Genomic DNA, 15,794 nt, shown 5'->3' on the forward strand with positions numbered 1-15,794 from the left:
AAAGAAGGTCAGGCGACAAGACTGTCAGCAAGGTGAGCGGCAAGCTCTTCACGCGAAGCAACCACTATATCAGCTCCGCAATCTGCAAGCTCACTTTCAGAGCCATAGCCCCAAAGCACACCAACGGAGCGGACGCCATTTTCCTTCGCTGCGATAATGTCGTGCTTGCGATCACCAATCATAAGACACTGAGAGGCGTCCAGATTTTCTTGTTCCAACAGATAGGCCAAAAGGTCCACCTTGTTGCCACGGGTCATGTCCAACTCGCAGCCATAGGTTTTCTCAAAAAAACCATCCATCTCAAAGTGCGCGACAATCTTTTCCGCATAAACCCAAGGTTTGGATGTGCAAACAAACAAGCGATCTCCGCGATCCTTAGCAGCCTGCAGCAGCTCAATGATCCCATCGTAACGCACGTTTTCATAAAGCCCAACGGTGGTGAAACGCTCACGATAAAGGCGAATACCCTCAAGGATCAGCTCTTCATCTTCCGTATTCAGAAGTTGGCGATAGGTTTCTGTGAGAGGCGGCCCGATGACGAAAGCAAGATCTTCAGCGGGAGGAACGTCGAGGCCAAGCTTTTCAAGCGCGTATTGAACGCTCGTTACAATGCCGACAAAAGGGTCTGTCAGCGTTCCATCTAGATCAAAAAGCAGAGTGCGCAAAGCCAAATCCTCAACATAGGAATTGGCTTCGCACCAACTCCTTATTCAAATTCCATGATAACAGCATCAACTGCCAGACTGTCACCCGGTGCAGCCTTGATAGCGCTTACCACACAATCGCGTTCGGCCCGAAGCACATTTTCCATTTTCATGGCTTCAACAATGGCCAGCTGCTCTCCAGCTTTCACTTCCTGCCCTTCTTCTACATGAAGAGAAACAACAAGGCCCGGCATTGGGCAAAGCAACAGGTTGGATGTATCCGGTGCAACTTTCTCAGGCATCAGTGCTGCAAGCTCAGCATTGCGAGGCGTCATCACCTTGGCAACAACAGAATAGCCTTGCCAGTCCAGCTGGTAACCATTCTCAACAGACCGCACTTGGGCACTTACAGCACGATCACCAACGTGACCTTTCCAAAGCATATCGCCCGGAACCCAGGAGGACGCAACGCGTTCGCGAGCACCACCCTCAACACACACATCAATATCAAGTGGTGTTGCCGCCATGCCTTCAATCAATTCAGCATCCAGCTTCTCACCATTGATGAGAACGCCCCACTCACGGCGCACACCGCCATGATGCGGACGCAGGCGACCCGGCAAGTGATCCAGACGCTCACGCTCGATCAGATGCATGGAAAGAGCAACTGACGCCAACACATTACGAGCCTCAGCATCAGGAGTAGCTGGCTCAAACCCATCAGGATATTCATCAGCAATAAAGCCGGTTGCCAATTGACCCGAACGCCAGCGCGGATGCTTCATGAGAGATGCAAGAAACGGCACGTTGTGCTGGATGCCATCCACCTGAAACTCATCAAGTGCAGTGCTCATGCCTTCGATCGCTTCAGCTCGTGTCGGCGCATAGGTCACCAGTTTTGCGATCATCGGATCGTAGAACATGGAGATTTCAGAGCCTTCCACCACGCCAGTATCATTACGCACCACATAAGCACCGTGATCACCTTCTGCAGGCGGACGATAGCGCGTCAGGCGGCCAATGGATGGCAGGAAGTTGCGGTACGGATCCTCAGCATAGATACGACTTTCAACAGACCAACCATTCAGCTTGACCTCTTCCTGCTTCAAAGAAAGCTCTTCACCAGCTGCAACACGGATCATCTGCTCAACCAGATCCACACCAGTGATCAGTTCAGTCACCGGATGTTCCACCTGAAGGCGGGTGTTCATCTCAAGAAAGAAGAAGCTCTTATCCTGTCCAGCAACAAACTCAACAGTACCCGCACTGTCATAGTCAACAGCCTTGGCAAGCGCGACTGCCTGCTCACCCATCTTGCGGCGAGTTTCTTCGTCCAGCAAAGGAGACGGCGCTTCTTCAATCACCTTCTGGTTACGACGCTGAATGGAACATTCGCGTTCACCCAGATAAACCGCATTGCCGTGTTTATCGCCCAGCACCTGAATTTCAATATGGCGCGGGTTCTCAATAAACTTCTCGATGAAGATACGATCATCGCCAAAGGAGCTGATAGCTTCAGACTTTGCGCGCTCGAAGCCATCCATGGCCTCTTCATCATTCCAGGCAATACGCATGCCTTTACCACCGCCACCAGCGGAGGCCTTAATCATCACCGGGTAACCAACCTCAGAGGCAATCCGCTTGGCATCTTCAGGGCTTTCAATCAGCCCCATATATCCAGGTACAGTGGAAACATCAGCTTCCGCCGCAAATCGCTTGGAGGTGATCTTATCTCCCATCACCTCAATCGCTTTTGGATTGGGGCCGATAAAGACAATGCCTTCCTGCTTCAAACGCTCACAGAATTCTGCGCGTTCGGAAAGAAAGCCATAACCTGGATGAACAGCCTCAGCACCGGTCTGCTTACATGCTTCAATAATCTTGTCGATCACAAGGTATGATTTCGCTGCAGCCGGCTCACCAATGTGAACGGCCTCATCAGCCATCTCCACATGAAGCGCATCCCGGTCCGCATCGGAGTAAACAGCAACCGTTTTGATCCCCATCGTTTTTGCCGTTTTGATAACACGGCAAGCGATTTCCCCACGGTTTGCGATCAGAATCTTTGAAAACATGCCCATCCCACATACACACCTTCTTTATTTACAGTGCAGGGTTGTAGGCATCTCTACGCACTTCCGCAACCTCACAATAGGGCGAAGAACCATCGCACTTTCGTAGGGGCAATGGATGCGCAGAGCATCTAAATTTTGACGGACTTTCACCCGAATAAAGAGCATTACCTTCTAAAATGCGTTGAGTTTCTCTCTCACCTCTGGCAACACAGTTTTCCAACAGTCAGAAAGTCCTCAGGAGCCAAACAATGAATGAAAACAAGATTTTTCTGGAAGGCCTGTCTTTCTATGCATTCCATGGTCTCCATGATGAAGAAGCCAAATTGGGTCAACGCTTTATCATTGATCTGACCTGTTGGGCCGATTTTGAAAAGGCAACTGTTTCAGATGACTACGAAGACACCATCTGCTACGGCACCCTTGCGAAAACTGTCGAGGATGTTGTGACCAACTCCCGCTTCAATCTGCTGGAACGTCTTGCCGGAGCTATCTGTGAGGCCGTTTTCGCAATGGATCAGCAAATCTCCAAGATCACTGTGAGAGTGAATAAACCCTCTGCGCCAGTGCCGGTTCATACAGGCGGGTTTGGCGTAGAAGTCACACGTACACGGCCAGCAGCAAAAAGTTAAATCAACGGCATCTTCTTTAGAACCGACTAACCACCGCTCACCTTGATACTCGCACTTTTGGGCTATTGCCTTCAAAACATATGGAACTGCGGCGTTCACGCCTGCATCAACATCTGCTTTGTAAGGCAACTGATCCCATGCGTAATGCCTCCACCACCATTATTGCCAGTAGTCTCATAACTCTGTTGTGGGTAGCCTCAGCCAATGCTCAGGCGCGCCCGGATGCAAGGAGCCTGACTTGTGAACAGGCCAAGCAGCTGGTCAACAGCCGTGGAGGCGTCGTCCTGACCACAGGCCCGCGAACCTATGAGCGCTTTGTGAGCAACATCAGGTATTGCCTGCACAACGAAGTGCTTCGCAGAGAGTGGGCCCAGACCAAAGACAACAACTCCTGCCAGATCGGTTATCGCTGCTCACCACGCACACGGCAGAACCAGTAACAAAGGAGGAGACTATGCGGATATCAACATTACTCGTTCTTTCGAGCACTCTGGCCCTCATAGTTTCCACCACTGCACAGGCACGGCCTGATACTCGGCAAATGTCCTGTCTGGAAGCCCGCTCTGTCGTGCAACGCGCCGGCGGCATTGTATTGAGCACTGGCGTCCGTACCTACGATCGGTTCGTCGCAGGACTCCAGTTCTGCCAGCCTTACGAACGCTTGATGAGCCGTTGGGTTCCCACGAAAGACCAGAAGCGCTGTTTCATCGGCTATTCATGTGAACCGGGTTACAACAGCGGCGAAGGACCATTCGGCTCTGATATCTTCGACTGAGTCCTCTGAAGATCCACGTTTCGAGCAAATACACTGCAGTTGCACCACAAAACGCAGCTGCAGTTACCCACATTCGAATCCTTCATCCACATCCTGCGAAACTCACCTTGCCTGTTCAGCATGACCAACAAGCGGTTGAGAACTCCTTTCTGCACCACCATCAAGCAAAAATGTGCGCTTGATCACAGACAGGTAAGTAATCCCCAAGAACACGAACACACGAATTCGTTATCGGCCAAAATTCAGAGTTGTGAAAAGAAAATTTTGTGTTCCAAAACACATCTTACTCAAAAATTTCCAGTAAACATACAATCATCAACGAACAACAACAAACCACAAACACCAAAACACAAAGCATACAACAAAAATAAGCTTGAACAAAACAATATAACTACAAGTTACAAGATATAAGGCGGCACGGAGTTGCCTTGTATCAGTCTAAATTGAAAAGACACGCCGAAATAACAACCAACATCGGCAAAACCCCATCAGGAAGACTGCTCCTCCCGGTCTTTCGCTCTGAAAATGACTAGAACTGAAAGTAAAACAAATGAAAAAGATCGCTCTGACCCTATCCGTACTTGGCCTCGTATCTGCTGCTTCTATCGCTCAGGCTGCTCTGGTAAACACCGGTGACCTGACTGCCTCCCAGGCAAAGTCACTCGTACAGGACAAAGGCGCAATCGTCCTCGCAACTGGCCCAGGCCTCTATGACCGCTTCGTTGCAAACGCTTCTTACTGCGCCTCACACGAAGAAACACAGCGCGCTTACGTCGTAACCAAGGACTCCAACAGCTCCCTCATCGGTTACACCTGCGTCGTCGAAAACAGAGATAACTAAGCCTCTAATACGCCTCAAGTTAGAGGGCCTCCCCCATCAGCCTCTTAGGGAAAGACTGTTCCTCCCAAGTCTTTCTCTCCCCAAATAACACAAATTAAAAATTGAAAGTAAGACCAATGAAAAAGATCGCTCTGACCCTTTCCGTCCTCAGCCTCGTCTCTGTTGCTTCTGTTGCTCAGGCTATGAACGCTCCACGCACCAATACAACTGACCTCACAGGGTCTCAGGTAAAGTCTCTGGTGCAAGAAAAAGGTGCGATCGTTCTCTCCACAGGTCCAGGCCTTTATGACCGTTACGTAGCAAATGGCTCTTACTGTAGCCCAAGCGAAGAAACACAGCGCGCCTACGTTGTTACAAAAGACTCCAACCACTCCCTCATTGGTTACACCTGCGTGGTCGAAAACGACGAAAGATAAGACCTAACTCGCCCCAAGTTAGTCCCCCTTCCCATCAAAAAAACCCGGCCTTCTCACGAAGGCCGGGTTTTTTTGTTATTCAGCTCGATCAGACAACAGTCCTTAGAGCGGGATGTTGTCGTGCTTTCGCCAAGGCATCTGCTGGTTCTTGGTCCGCAACATCGCAAGCGCTCTCGAAATGCGCATCCGTGTAGACTGCGGCATGATCACCTCATCAATGTAGCCACGCTCCGCAGCAACAAATGGGTTCGCAAACCGATCTTCATAATCCTTGGTGCGCTCGGCAATCTTCTCAGAATCACCCAGCTCGTTGCGATAGAGGATCTCAACGGCACCCTTTGCACCCATCACAGCAATCTCAGCAGATGGCCATGCATAATTCATATCACCACGAATGTGTTTGGAGCTCATCACATCATACGCGCCGCCATAAGCTTTACGCGTGATCACTGTGATTTTCGGAACAGTCGCTTCACCATAAGCAAACAGCAGCTTTGCGCCATGCTTGATCAACCCACCATATTCCTGCGCAGTCCCTGGCAAAAAGCCCGGGACATCCACGAAGGTTACCAGCGGAATGTTGAAGCAGTCACAGAAACGAACAAAACGCGCAGCCTTCCGGCTTGCATCACTGTCCAGAACACCCGCAAGAACCATTGGCTGGTTGGCGACAATACCAACTGTGCGTCCTTCGACGCGGCCAAAGCCAGTGATAATGTTTCCGGCAAAGCTTTCCTGAATCTCAAAGAAATCCTGCTCATCGACAGTCTTTAGGATCAGTTCCCGCATATCATACGGTTTGTTCGGATTATCCGGAACCAGCGTATTGAGGCTCTCATCCAAACGAGATGGATCATCATAAACGGAGAGTTCAGGCAGGGGAGCCTGATTGTTCATCGGCAGATAATCCACCAAACGACGAATCTGCAGCAACGCTTCCACATCATTGTCAAACGCACCATCGGCGATGGAAGATTTGGTCGTGTGAATGCTCGCGCCGCCAAGTTCCTCAGCCGTCACAGTCTCATTGGTCACTGTTTTCACAACATCAGGACCAGTGACGAACATGTAGGAGGTATCGCGCACCATAAAGATGAAATCGGTCATGGCAGGTGAATACACATCACCACCAGCACATGGACCCATAATCACAGAAATCTGCGGAATAACACCAGATGCCTGAATGTTGCGCCAGAATACCTCACCGTATCCACCGAGCGCAGCAACACCTTCCTGAATACGAGCACCACCTGCATCAAAGATCCCGATGATCGGTGCGCGGTTCTGCAGCGCCATATCCTGGATCTTCATGATCTTCTCGGCGTGTGTCTCAGACAGCGATCCGCCAAACACAGTGAAGTCTTTCGAGAAGAGGTAAACGGTACGGCCGTTGATGGTTCCCCAACCAGCAACAACACCATCCCCAGGGAAGTGCGTTTCCTCCATACCAAACTCAGTACAGCGGTGCTGCTTGAACATATCGAATTCTTCGAAGGAACCTTCATCTAGCAGAATTTCAATGCGCTCTCGTGCGGTGAGTTTTCCGCGTTTGTGCTGCGCATCAATTCGGCGTTGTCCCCCACCAAGCCGCGCTTCATCACGTCTTTTTTCTAATTCAGCTAGAACTTCCTTCATCAGATATCTCAGCTCCCAATCTAACTGAGTTATCTCCTAGCACGCCCCTACGCACAAAAACTAGTAAGCCGTTGGATTGAGAAGCCTCATGCAATGCAACTGATTACTGCCTCAACCCAACAACCAATAACCCTTGGGAAACCAAGCATTCTTTGATGCTTTGACAGCTAAAACTCACTCTGCCTCATCAGCACTGCCAGCATTGAGCAATCCATATTTTTCTTCGCCTATTTTCTCAAGAAGCTCCAATTGAGTCTCAAGGAAATCACAATGGCCTTCTTCATCTGCCAGTAAACTGTCAAAAAGAGCCATTGTCACGAAGTCACCTTGCTGCTCACAGAACACACGAGATTCGCTGTAATACACAATCGCTTCACGCTCCCCTGCCAGATCTGCTTCCAGTACTTCCTTCACTGAGGAACCGATGCGTAAGGGCGCGATATGCTGCAGGTTTGGGTGCCCTTCCAAAAAGACAACTCTTTCCACCAACCGATCCGCATGATGCATTTCTTCAATCGATTCAGCCCGCTCTTTCTTTGCGAGTTTGGTGTAACCCCAATCTTCAAGAAGTCTGAAATGCACCCAGTATTGATTGACAGCTCCAAGTTCCATGGAAATGGCTTTGTTCAAACGTTCAATGACACCGTCTTTTGCTCTCATGAGTTCTCAGTGCAAGCACTGCTCCTTAGGGAATGCAGGTGAAACACAACTCGTTTTGAACCGACCCTAAAACGAGCTTTGATCCAGTAAACATAGATCAGCCTAACCCGCCGCCAACCCAAATCCCCTATCGTTCCTAATGAAGCGCTAGTCTGAAACAAACAACTTTAACCCAACAAAAAAGAGCTGCCCAACAGGACAGCTCTTTCTAATCAAAACAAACGGTTAGGCGAACTTATTCGCCAGCATCAGCCGAGTTTGCATTCAACGCGCCGTAGTGCTGTTCACCAATTTTCTCAAGGAGATCCAGCTGAGTTTCAAGGAAGTCAATGTGACCTTCTTCATCAGCCAATAGATCATCAAACAGCTTCATGGTGACGTAATCACCTTCAGCATCACAAATCTCACGGCTCTTCTTATAAGAGGTGCGAGCTTCATGTTCACCAGCAAGATCCGCTTCCAGAACTTCCTTAAGATTGGTGCCGATCTTCAAAGCGCCAACAGTTTGCAAATTTGGATGACCACCAAGGAAGAGAATGCGCTCAATCAGCTTGTCGGCATGTTGCATCTCTTCAACGGATTCTTCGCGCTCTTTCTGCGCCAACTTTCCAAAACCCCAGTCATCCAGCAGGCGGTAATGCAGCCAGTACTGGTTGACGGCACCAAGCTCCAGTTTCAGAGCTTCGTTAAGCCGCTCAATAACTTTCTCATTATGTTTCATCGGCGGAATTCCTCAATATTCTTGATTAGGGCAGTATTTGGCGATGTTTTCGTTATTACGAAAGCCCTGAACTCATATGTGCAGCAAGAGTGCATAGTTCAACAGATTCGATGGTAACACGGCAAATGAAATTCACTTGCCCACATACTACAAACTATTGATTTCTTTATACGATATCAGGAGAAGCCACAACACCAACAAAAAAGCACAGCCAAAAGCCGCGCCTTAAGACAACTTTGCAAAGAATAAGCCTTAGCTTTCTTCTGGTGCTCCAACGAGAATAAGCACTGCTGCGTTGAACTCGTCGTTTTTGAAACGCCGAATACGAGCAGCCTCTTCATCCTGCCCCCACTGCTCAATGTTCCAATCTTCATCAACATGAGCTGCAGACCAGACAACATCCGCCTCAAAGGCTTTTTCAGCCAGCGCCAGCGCCAGCAAAGCAGAACCGCTAATGGACGTCACTGTATGGATCGCAGTTAACTGAAGCGCATCATATTTGCCCAGTTGCGCGCGATAGGCAGTTGTCACCACCTCATCTTGAGCAACATGCATAATCCCTTCAACGAGCTTGAAGCGACCAGCAAACAACTTCTCCGCCCAATCCAAGACTGGGTCCCACTGATTTTTCTGGCGAGTGACCAGCTCTGCAGGAGAAGCTGCGCGGTAACACAAATGATCATTTCCGGCATACCGTGTGATCTCGTCTGCAACTTCCGCAAACTTGTCTTCAACGGCATCAATCGCAGAATGGGCGATGCGCGTCAGCGGCATCGTCGCCGGATCAATCTCTTCTTCCTGCAGCTCCCATTCGGCAGCCACGCCTTCAGCAATCACTTCATCCTTAAACACCAGCGCATTGCGACCAGGTGTTTTAATAGAGCGTCCATCCAGCAAAACAGCGAAGACGTCATCTTTCAGCTCAACGCTCACACGCTCATAAAAGCGTTTCGGTAAGTTCCGTTTGGTGTGCTCACGTGCAGCCTGAACAGCATCAACAGGCCCTTTTGCAATGTCATCTGCAATCTGCTCAAAAATGTCACGCATTATGCAACTTCCTTATTCCATTTGAAATGCTCACTAAGCACCGGAATGAGTTCCTTAAACTGATTGATAACATAGGTGGCTCCAGCGCTCTTCACATCTTCAGCGCTGTGATAACCCCATGTAACTCCGACAGATTTCACACCTGCATTGCGCGCCATGTGCATATCAAAAGTCGTATCACCAATCATAATCGTGTTTTCCAGATCAACACCAGTTTCGCTCATCGCCTGAAAAATCATACTTGGATTCGGCTTGGATGGCGCAACATCTGCTGTCTGCATGGTGGTGAAAAGCCCTTCCAGCTCATGCAAGCTGATCAGGTGCTTCATACCGCGGGAGTGCTTGCCTGTTGCGATACCAAGAAGCACATCCTCCCGGCTATCCAACTCTTGCAAAGCATCAATCGCCCCCTCATAAAGGGGATCATAATCACGCCCCTTGGAACGCATTTCCCAGACGATCTGCTGGTATCCCTTGACCATCTGCTCAATCAAGTCCGGGTCATTCCGCCCCAGCAATTGCTCAAACGCCACATCCAGTTTCAGGCCAACCGTTGCAAGAATTTCATCTCGCGATGGCATAGGCAGATCGACAAACCGATACGCTGCAGTAAAACCAATCATGATATTGTCTTGGCTATCCGCAAGCGTGCCGTCGCAATCAAACACAATGAGATACATGAAGATCAGCCCGTAACTTTGCTATTACTTATTCTGGTTCATTGATGTCCGGATCATAGTCCTTCACATCCATACCAAGCAAGTTCCAGGTTTGCTGCATATGCGATGGCAGCGGAGCAGAAACATCAATCACACCATTGCCTGACGGATGCGGGATCATAATCCGGCGCGCCAGCAGATGCAGCTTGTTCTGGATGCCACCGGGAAGCTCCCAGTTCTTTATATTGAAGTACTTTGGATCACCGACGATAGGGCAACCAATATGCGCTGCATGGGCACGCAGCTGGTGCGTACGGCCAGTTACAGGCTTCAGTGACACCCAGGAAAGCTTCTGACCGGACTGTTCAACCACATTGTAAAGGCTAACTGCGTGCTGTGCTTCATCATCACCATGACAGGCAACACGCATGCGCTCTTCACCCTCATCACGCGCCAGATAGGTCGAGATACGACCCTGACGCGGTTTTGGCACGCCAGCAACCATCGCCCAGTAGATTTTACGCGTGTTGCGATGACGGAATGCCTTTGTCAGCTCCTGAGCTGCACGGCGGGTCTTCGCAACCAGCAAAATACCGGAGGTCTCACGGTCAAGACGGTGCACCAGACGCGGCTTATCGCCCTTCTGGTTGGTGAAGGCATCAAGCATACCATCCACGTGACGCGTCAAACCTGAGCCACCCTGCACAGCAAGGCCAGCGGGCTTATTCAGTACCATCACATGCGCATCTTCAAAGAGCATCATCTGCTCAATGGCTTCACGGTCACTGTCAACCAACTTGCGCGGACGAGGTCTGGCATTCTTGCGGTCATCAGCAGCCAGCTCAACACCGAGCGGTGGAATGCGGACTTCTTGCCCTTTTTCCAATCGGGTGGAGCTTTCGGCACGTTTGCCATCTACGCGAACCTGCTTGGTGCGCAGCAGTTTCTGCAAGCGGCCAAAACCAAGTTCCGGGAAGTTTTCTTTAAACCAGCGATCAAGACGCATGCCTGCTTCGTCGGCATCAACGCGGCGCATCTCAATTTTAACTGGGCTGCCACCGTTGTTTTGCGGCGCTGCTTTGTTCTGGGAGCCACTCATGGGTGAAGGTCCTGACTTCTAACGCGGCGGCAGCACGAAGGGTGCGCCAGCCGTTCCTATTAAATCCGTTGGCGCTCATTTGGCAGCTGAAGGCAAAACATGCAAGTCTTTCACGCAGATTCAGCCCCTAAAAACGAAAAACCATCAAGTTTCTATGAGTTTTTGCGGGCAACTTGCAAATTAGGTGAGAACCTGCCGTGTGAGATAAAGACCGACAAACAAGGCTGAAACGGAAAGAATAAGCGAGACCAACACATAAGCGGCGGTCGCAATAGGTTCTCCGCGTTCCCACAGCACAGCAACATCCAACGAGAAGGTTGAGAAGGTGGTGAAACCACCAAGGAAACCCGTCGCGATCAGATAACGCAGCTCAGAAGAAGCGCTTAGTCGCTGAGCAAGAACCTCAACAAAGATCCCCATCAGCAATGAACCAAGAATGTTTACGGTGACAGTGCCCCACGGAAATGAAGGGCCTAGAAGACGAAGTCCGGCCATTGAAACCAGATGCCGACAAACCGCTCCTGCCCCGCCACCAAGTGCTATCAGGATGAGATTTTTCATGCATTCTCCCTATCGGATTTTGAATGGCATGTCTTGCACAAATTGCACAGTAACTAACATCCCTTAGAGAAGACCTCGTCAACCTTCTCACGGCAAGCTTCCACCAACTCTTCATGATCCTCCAGGTGCGCTTCTTCTTCATCCAGAATATCAAGGAATATCGCGCGCAGGTTCATGTCATCACCAGGAGCAATCCGCAGAGCTGACCCGTGGCACTGATGATAAACATCCCGCAGTAACCTCACCAGCCGCTCTGCAGCGTTGAGCCGCCCCCACAGATAATCATGCTCGCGCCATCCGCGGTTGAAGAAGGCACCAAACATCTGCAATTGCGCGCCTTTCAAATCAACGCCACCAGGACAAAGCAATTGCGCATCCTTTGGACTGATGCGCCCCACCTCAATCTTACGAAGTTCAAAAGCATCGAGCGCCTGCTGAACCGGAAACATACTGGTGTCGAAGAACGGAAAGCCGATATAACCTTCAAGAATACCTTGTGCCGCCTTCAGATCACCTAGCTTCCCAACTCCCTCAAACACAATGGAATCTGTCAGTTTATCAAGGTCGGCAAGGCCCATGCGAAGGCTGAGAACCCCAAGCACTTTGCGCACTGTCTCCAACTGCGGCGAAACTTCTTTCAGCAGCGTCGCAAGGTAGATGGTCTCTGTGCCATAAAACTCCTCGGACCAACGGCTCCGCAAGTTGGCAATCTGCCCATAAAGTTCACGCTTAAACACATCCAGATGGCGCGCAAACTCAACAGACCCAGCAATCTCTTCATGGTGATAGAACTTGTTGATCTGCTCGATCAAAAACCGCAGCTGACGAATGCGATAGTCAACATCAAGGCTCTTCAGCTCACGAAGTATCTTAGCCTGATCCCGCTGCGCTTCCCCCTCCTCTTCTTTGGAGAAGGTCAACGCATTCACGACCACTTCTTCCACGCTTTCCCAGGACCAGAGAGCAACCTCCTCGCCCTTTTCAACGCACCCCTCTTGCTGTGTGCCGGAAAGCTCGGAAATCAACAAGACAACCCGGTGGGCAAGATGCCCCAAACGAAGCTGAAGATAACCGGCATTGGCGAAACCAGATTGCTCCATCGCCGCCAGCTCAGCCCCTTGCCGCACAACTGAGAAGTCACCCTCAGTCTCCGGCAGGCTGCCATGCTTTTCAAGCAACAGCTGCACTTCATGGCGGACCATCGGCAATGCAGCTTCAGCCACTTCCTGAATCCGCCGCACCTTCATGTTGATCTGCTCAATCTCCTGCAGCTCATCACCAATCGGTTCATTCCGCGGAATGTGAGCTAACGATGCGAAAATGCTTTTGAAGAAGCCCGGAGGCTCTGGCTCTGCTGGCACATCACGGTGTGAGAAGGGCAACGGATCCAGATAAAGCAGACGACGCACCACTTCGCGAGCAGCAGGTCGTTGGGCAATGGAACCAATAAGCGGTTCGAAGGGCTTGTTCATCACCAACGACCCATCAATGAAGATACGCTCCCCTTCTGCATCGCAATTGGCATGAAGCACGTTGGTTAAGAACGCTTCACGCCCGCTCCACTCAAGACCCTGACGCTCAAGAACGCCATCCATCTCCTCAGCACTCATAGGCGGAAAGGCTCCAGGGAAACTAGAGGTCGCTCTCGCAGCAAAGACCAGATCAGGAATACACTCCGCACTCATCTGGCTATGCAAACCGCTGGACACCCGATGAATGGCATTGAACTTTACAATACGTCGATGATCCAACTCCTCAATAAACTCAGGATCATGCAACGCAATACGCCGCAACACACCGTGAAAATCCGTGAGTGTCACGAACAGCTCCAACCGCTGTCCGTAAGGGATCAGCGTCTCCCCGCGATCCTCTTCATCCATTGCGCGGCACGCATCCACCAGCCACCCTGAGTATCGCTCACCTGAGAACGGCGGCGTAAACCAACGCGAACTGATAAAATCTCGCAGTTTGGTGCGCGTTTCCTTGTTCTGAGGAACATCAGTCCCAAGGAAAACCAAAAGCTTATCCAATATTGGTGCCAGCACCCGCTTGGCATGTTTGCTGACCCCGGATGTTTCATTGGCCAGCTTGTCAACATCAGCAAGCGATAGCCATAGATCGCTGTGATGCTTGAGCGGTAGATCATGCGCCAGTGCCCGCGCCAGCATGATCGCATTCACACCTCCGGCAGACGCGCCAGAGATTGCATCAATCACAACCCGCAGGTCCAGCTGTGGCCCAAAACTTTCAAGAAGATCGAAATAGGATTTCGCTGAGCCTTCGAGAGTGACATCACTCTCAACACCGCGCTCACGGTCCCGCCGCAACTGATGCAACGCATGGGAAGCACGCTGAAGATTTAGGAGTTCACGGGTGACACCGTGCATGTAGATGGCGAGTGAAACCCCGCCATACAGCACCAGTCCCAATCTCAGCTCAAGTTGCCTCATGCATGCACCAGAATTCGCTTAAATAAAGAAGTCAGAGTATGATGCGCAGATATAAATGAACGCACCAAGCTCAGATGTCAGTGTGCGAATTAGGATGCCCGAATGCAATCGGGAAACCCAAACAAAGTTACGTGTAGTTTATGTGTAGTCTTGAAAAGTGACCGCCAGTTTTCAGAAAAGGCGAGACAACGAGTTCTGCTATTGCGTATCAACGAGAACCCAGACAAACGGCCCTAGGCAGTGCCACGCTCTTTTCTCAAGCGATCCCAATAGCTCAACCGTTTTTGAACATCACGCTCAAACCCACGAGCATTCGGCTCATAATACTTTTGCCGACCCATCTTCTCAGGGAAATAATCCTGACCAGAAAACGCATCTGGCTCATCATGATCGTAGCGATAACTTTCACCATACCCCATCTTCTTCATGAGCGTGGTCGGTGCGTTCAGGATGTGCTTTGGCGGCACAAGAGATCCATGTTCCCGCGCATCCATGCGAGCAGCCTTATAAGCCAGATAAGACGCATTCGATTTAGGGGCCGTTGCCAGATAGACCGCAGCCTGAGCCAGCGCATACTCCCCTTCTGGTGACCCAACCAGCTGAAACGCGTGACGTGCAGCATTCACCTGCACCAGCGCATTGGGATCAGCCATGCCAATGTCTTCAGAAGCCATCACTGTCAAACGGCGGATGATGTATAGCGGATCTTCTCCGCCCTCCAGCATCCGGCACATCCAGTAGAGCGCCGCATCCGGGTCCGACCCGCGAATGGACTTATGAAGCGCAGAGATGAGATTGTAATGCCCGTCCTTGGTCTTGTCATAGATCGGCGCACGTCGCTGCACCACTTCCGCAAGGCGTTCCGTGTCGAAAATCTCGTCATCGCCAGCCGTACGCCAAACGTCTTCCGCCAAAGTCAATGCAGACCGACCATCACCATCTGCCATACGCACGAGTGATAGACGCGCATCCTCATCCAGAGGCAAGTCACGCCCCATCACTTCTTCCGCGCGTTTGAGCAAATCAATCAGCGCATCTTCATCAAGTGAATGGAACGTCAACACATGCGAACGGGACAGCAACGCGGCATTCAGCTCAAAGCTCGGGTTCTCAGTCGTTGCTCCCACCAGAGTGATGGTGCCATCTTCCATCACAGGCAAAAAACTATCCAGCTGAGCGCGGTTGAAGCGATGGATCTCGTCAACAAACAGCAAAGTCCGTTTGCCGGAAATCTGACGTCCTCTAGCACGCTCAAAACACTTTTTGAGATCAGCAACACCGGAGAAAATGGCAGAGATCTGCTCAAATTCCAGTTCCGTAGCATCTGCAAGCAAACGGGCAACCGTGGTCTTACCGGTACCCGGAGGCCCCCAGAAGATGAGAGACCCCAGAGAGCCGGACCGCAGCATGCGGCTTAAAATACCAGCGTCACCCAAAAGGTGGCCTTGTCCGACAACATCCTCCAGAACACGAGGCCGCATGCGATCTGCAAGCGGCCTGTCTTCCAGCTGATCCATCCCATTGGCGGAAAAAAGATCACTCATGGTCTCTCAACATTCCTCTAAACTGTTCTGGAGAGTAA

16 protein-coding genes are annotated in these 15,794 nt (G+C 50.8%); 5 read left to right on the top strand and 11 right to left on the bottom strand.

The window, feature by feature from the left end; all coding sequences use genetic code 11:
* Positions 1 to 8 precede the first annotated feature (8 nt).
* Positions 9 to 665: an HAD hydrolase-like protein gene (locus PsAD37_RS21810; RefSeq protein WP_063297919.1), complete on the bottom strand. Its 657-nt coding sequence runs from the start codon at positions 663 to 665 to the stop codon at positions 9 to 11.
* Between the two features lie 41 nt (positions 666 to 706).
* Complete coding sequence (locus PsAD37_RS21815; protein ID WP_063297941.1) at positions 707 to 2,719, bottom strand: acetyl/propionyl/methylcrotonyl-CoA carboxylase subunit alpha; 2,013 nt, start codon at positions 2,717 to 2,719, stop codon at positions 707 to 709.
* A 248-nt stretch (positions 2,720 to 2,967) separates the two neighbouring features.
* Between PsAD37_RS21815 and folB the strand changes: the two genes are divergently transcribed.
* The 5 genes from folB to PsAD37_RS21840 all read left to right on the top strand — a co-directional run bounded on the left by folB (position 2,968) and on the right by PsAD37_RS21840 (position 5,380).
* Positions 2,968 to 3,348, top strand: a complete 381-nt coding sequence (gene folB, locus PsAD37_RS21820; protein WP_063297920.1) for a dihydroneopterin aldolase — start codon at positions 2,968 to 2,970, stop codon at positions 3,346 to 3,348.
* A 137-nt stretch (positions 3,349 to 3,485) separates the two neighbouring features.
* Positions 3,486 to 3,788, top strand: coding sequence for a hypothetical protein (locus PsAD37_RS21825; RefSeq protein WP_063297942.1), 303 nt, complete (start codon positions 3,486 to 3,488; stop codon positions 3,786 to 3,788).
* Positions 3,789 to 3,802: 14 nt separating this feature from the next.
* Positions 3,803 to 4,123: a hypothetical protein gene (locus tag PsAD37_RS21830; protein WP_153039843.1), complete on the top strand. Its 321-nt coding sequence runs from the start codon at positions 3,803 to 3,805 to the stop codon at positions 4,121 to 4,123.
* A 550-nt stretch (positions 4,124 to 4,673) separates the two neighbouring features.
* Positions 4,674 to 4,964 (top strand): hypothetical protein, encoded by a 291-nt coding sequence (locus PsAD37_RS21835; protein WP_063297921.1) that lies wholly within the window; start codon positions 4,674 to 4,676, stop codon positions 4,962 to 4,964.
* 116 nt (positions 4,965 to 5,080) lie between these two features.
* Positions 5,081 to 5,380 carry a hypothetical protein gene (locus PsAD37_RS21840; RefSeq protein ID WP_063292666.1) on the top strand — a complete coding sequence of 100 codons (300 nt, stop codon included), beginning with the start codon at positions 5,081 to 5,083 and terminating at the stop codon, positions 5,378 to 5,380.
* A gap of 102 nt (positions 5,381 to 5,482) precedes the next feature.
* On the opposite strand, the gene PsAD37_RS21845 is transcribed toward PsAD37_RS21840, so the two are convergent.
* The 9 genes from PsAD37_RS21845 to PsAD37_RS21885 all read right to left on the bottom strand — a co-directional run bounded on the left by PsAD37_RS21845 (position 5,483) and on the right by PsAD37_RS21885 (position 15,756).
* On the bottom strand, positions 5,483 to 7,015 hold the full coding sequence (locus PsAD37_RS21845; protein WP_057463407.1) for an acyl-CoA carboxylase subunit beta: 1,533 nt from the start codon (positions 7,013 to 7,015) through the stop codon (positions 5,483 to 5,485).
* A gap of 174 nt (positions 7,016 to 7,189) precedes the next feature.
* Positions 7,190 to 7,675 carry a bacterioferritin gene (gene bfr / locus PsAD37_RS21850; RefSeq protein WP_063297922.1) on the bottom strand — a complete coding sequence of 162 codons (486 nt, stop codon included), beginning with the start codon at positions 7,673 to 7,675 and terminating at the stop codon, positions 7,190 to 7,192.
* A gap of 235 nt (positions 7,676 to 7,910) precedes the next feature.
* Positions 7,911 to 8,396 carry a bacterioferritin gene (gene bfr, locus PsAD37_RS21855; RefSeq protein ID WP_063297923.1) on the bottom strand — a complete coding sequence of 162 codons (486 nt, stop codon included), beginning with the start codon at positions 8,394 to 8,396 and terminating at the stop codon, positions 7,911 to 7,913.
* Positions 8,397 to 8,648: 252 nt separating this feature from the next.
* The gene (locus PsAD37_RS21860; RefSeq protein ID WP_063297924.1) at positions 8,649 to 9,443 is read right to left on the bottom strand and encodes an ATP12 family chaperone protein; all 795 of its coding nucleotides are present in this window, start codon (positions 9,441 to 9,443) and stop codon (positions 8,649 to 8,651) included.
* Positions 9,443 to 10,123, bottom strand: a complete 681-nt coding sequence (locus tag PsAD37_RS21865) for an HAD-IA family hydrolase (protein WP_063297925.1) — start codon at positions 10,121 to 10,123, stop codon at positions 9,443 to 9,445. The genes PsAD37_RS21860 and PsAD37_RS21865 overlap by 1 nt, the downstream gene beginning before the upstream one ends.
* A 28-nt stretch (positions 10,124 to 10,151) precedes the next feature.
* A complete protein-coding gene (locus PsAD37_RS21870) occupies positions 10,152 to 11,201 on the bottom strand; it encodes an RluA family pseudouridine synthase (RefSeq protein WP_063297926.1) in 1,050 nt (349 codons plus the stop codon).
* A 180-nt stretch (positions 11,202 to 11,381) separates the two neighbouring features.
* Complete coding sequence (crcB, locus tag PsAD37_RS21875) at positions 11,382 to 11,762, bottom strand: fluoride efflux transporter CrcB (protein ID WP_063297927.1); 381 nt, start codon at positions 11,760 to 11,762, stop codon at positions 11,382 to 11,384.
* A 53-nt stretch (positions 11,763 to 11,815) separates the two neighbouring features.
* The gene (locus tag PsAD37_RS21880; protein WP_063297928.1) at positions 11,816 to 14,212 is read right to left on the bottom strand and encodes a patatin-like protein; all 2,397 of its coding nucleotides are present in this window, start codon (positions 14,210 to 14,212) and stop codon (positions 11,816 to 11,818) included.
* A gap of 233 nt (positions 14,213 to 14,445) precedes the next feature.
* On the bottom strand, positions 14,446 to 15,756 hold the full coding sequence (locus PsAD37_RS21885; protein ID WP_057463415.1) for a replication-associated recombination protein A: 1,311 nt from the start codon (positions 15,754 to 15,756) through the stop codon (positions 14,446 to 14,448).
* Positions 15,757 to 15,794: the final 38 nt, after the last annotated feature.

Origin of the sequence: Pseudovibrio sp. Ad37, from assembly GCF_001623075.1 — a bacterium.
Classification (GTDB): domain Bacteria; phylum Pseudomonadota; class Alphaproteobacteria; order Rhizobiales; family Stappiaceae; genus Pseudovibrio.

Coding starts and splice junctions, on each gene's coding strand:
- PsAD37_RS21885 (WP_057463415.1), bottom strand. CDS start 15,756: ATGAGTGATCTTTTTTCCGCCAATGGGATGGATCAGCTGGAAGACAGG.
- PsAD37_RS21840 (WP_063292666.1), top strand. CDS start 5,081: ATGAAAAAGATCGCTCTGACCCTTTCCGTCCTCAGCCTCGTCTCTGTT.
- PsAD37_RS21830 (WP_153039843.1), top strand. CDS start 3,803: ATGCGGATATCAACATTACTCGTTCTTTCGAGCACTCTGGCCCTCATA.
- folB (WP_063297920.1), top strand. CDS start 2,968: ATGAATGAAAACAAGATTTTTCTGGAAGGCCTGTCTTTCTATGCATTC.
- bfr (WP_063297922.1), bottom strand. CDS start 7,675: ATGAGAGCAAAAGACGGTGTCATTGAACGTTTGAACAAAGCCATTTCC.
- PsAD37_RS21815 (WP_063297941.1), bottom strand. CDS start 2,719: ATGTTTTCAAAGATTCTGATCGCAAACCGTGGGGAAATCGCTTGCCGT.
- crcB (WP_063297927.1), bottom strand. CDS start 11,762: ATGAAAAATCTCATCCTGATAGCACTTGGTGGCGGGGCAGGAGCGGTT.
- PsAD37_RS21845 (WP_057463407.1), bottom strand. CDS start 7,015: ATGAAGGAAGTTCTAGCTGAATTAGAAAAAAGACGTGATGAAGCGCGG.
- PsAD37_RS21835 (WP_063297921.1), top strand. CDS start 4,674: ATGAAAAAGATCGCTCTGACCCTATCCGTACTTGGCCTCGTATCTGCT.
- PsAD37_RS21865 (WP_063297925.1), bottom strand. CDS start 10,123: ATGTATCTCATTGTGTTTGATTGCGACGGCACGCTTGCGGATAGCCAA.
- PsAD37_RS21860 (WP_063297924.1), bottom strand. CDS start 9,443: ATGCGTGACATTTTTGAGCAGATTGCAGATGACATTGCAAAAGGGCCT.
- PsAD37_RS21825 (WP_063297942.1), top strand. CDS start 3,486: ATGCGTAATGCCTCCACCACCATTATTGCCAGTAGTCTCATAACTCTG.
- bfr (WP_063297923.1), bottom strand. CDS start 8,396: ATGAAACATAATGAGAAAGTTATTGAGCGGCTTAACGAAGCTCTGAAA.
- PsAD37_RS21880 (WP_063297928.1), bottom strand. CDS start 14,212: ATGAGGCAACTTGAGCTGAGATTGGGACTGGTGCTGTATGGCGGGGTT.
- PsAD37_RS21870 (WP_063297926.1), bottom strand. CDS start 11,201: ATGAGTGGCTCCCAGAACAAAGCAGCGCCGCAAAACAACGGTGGCAGC.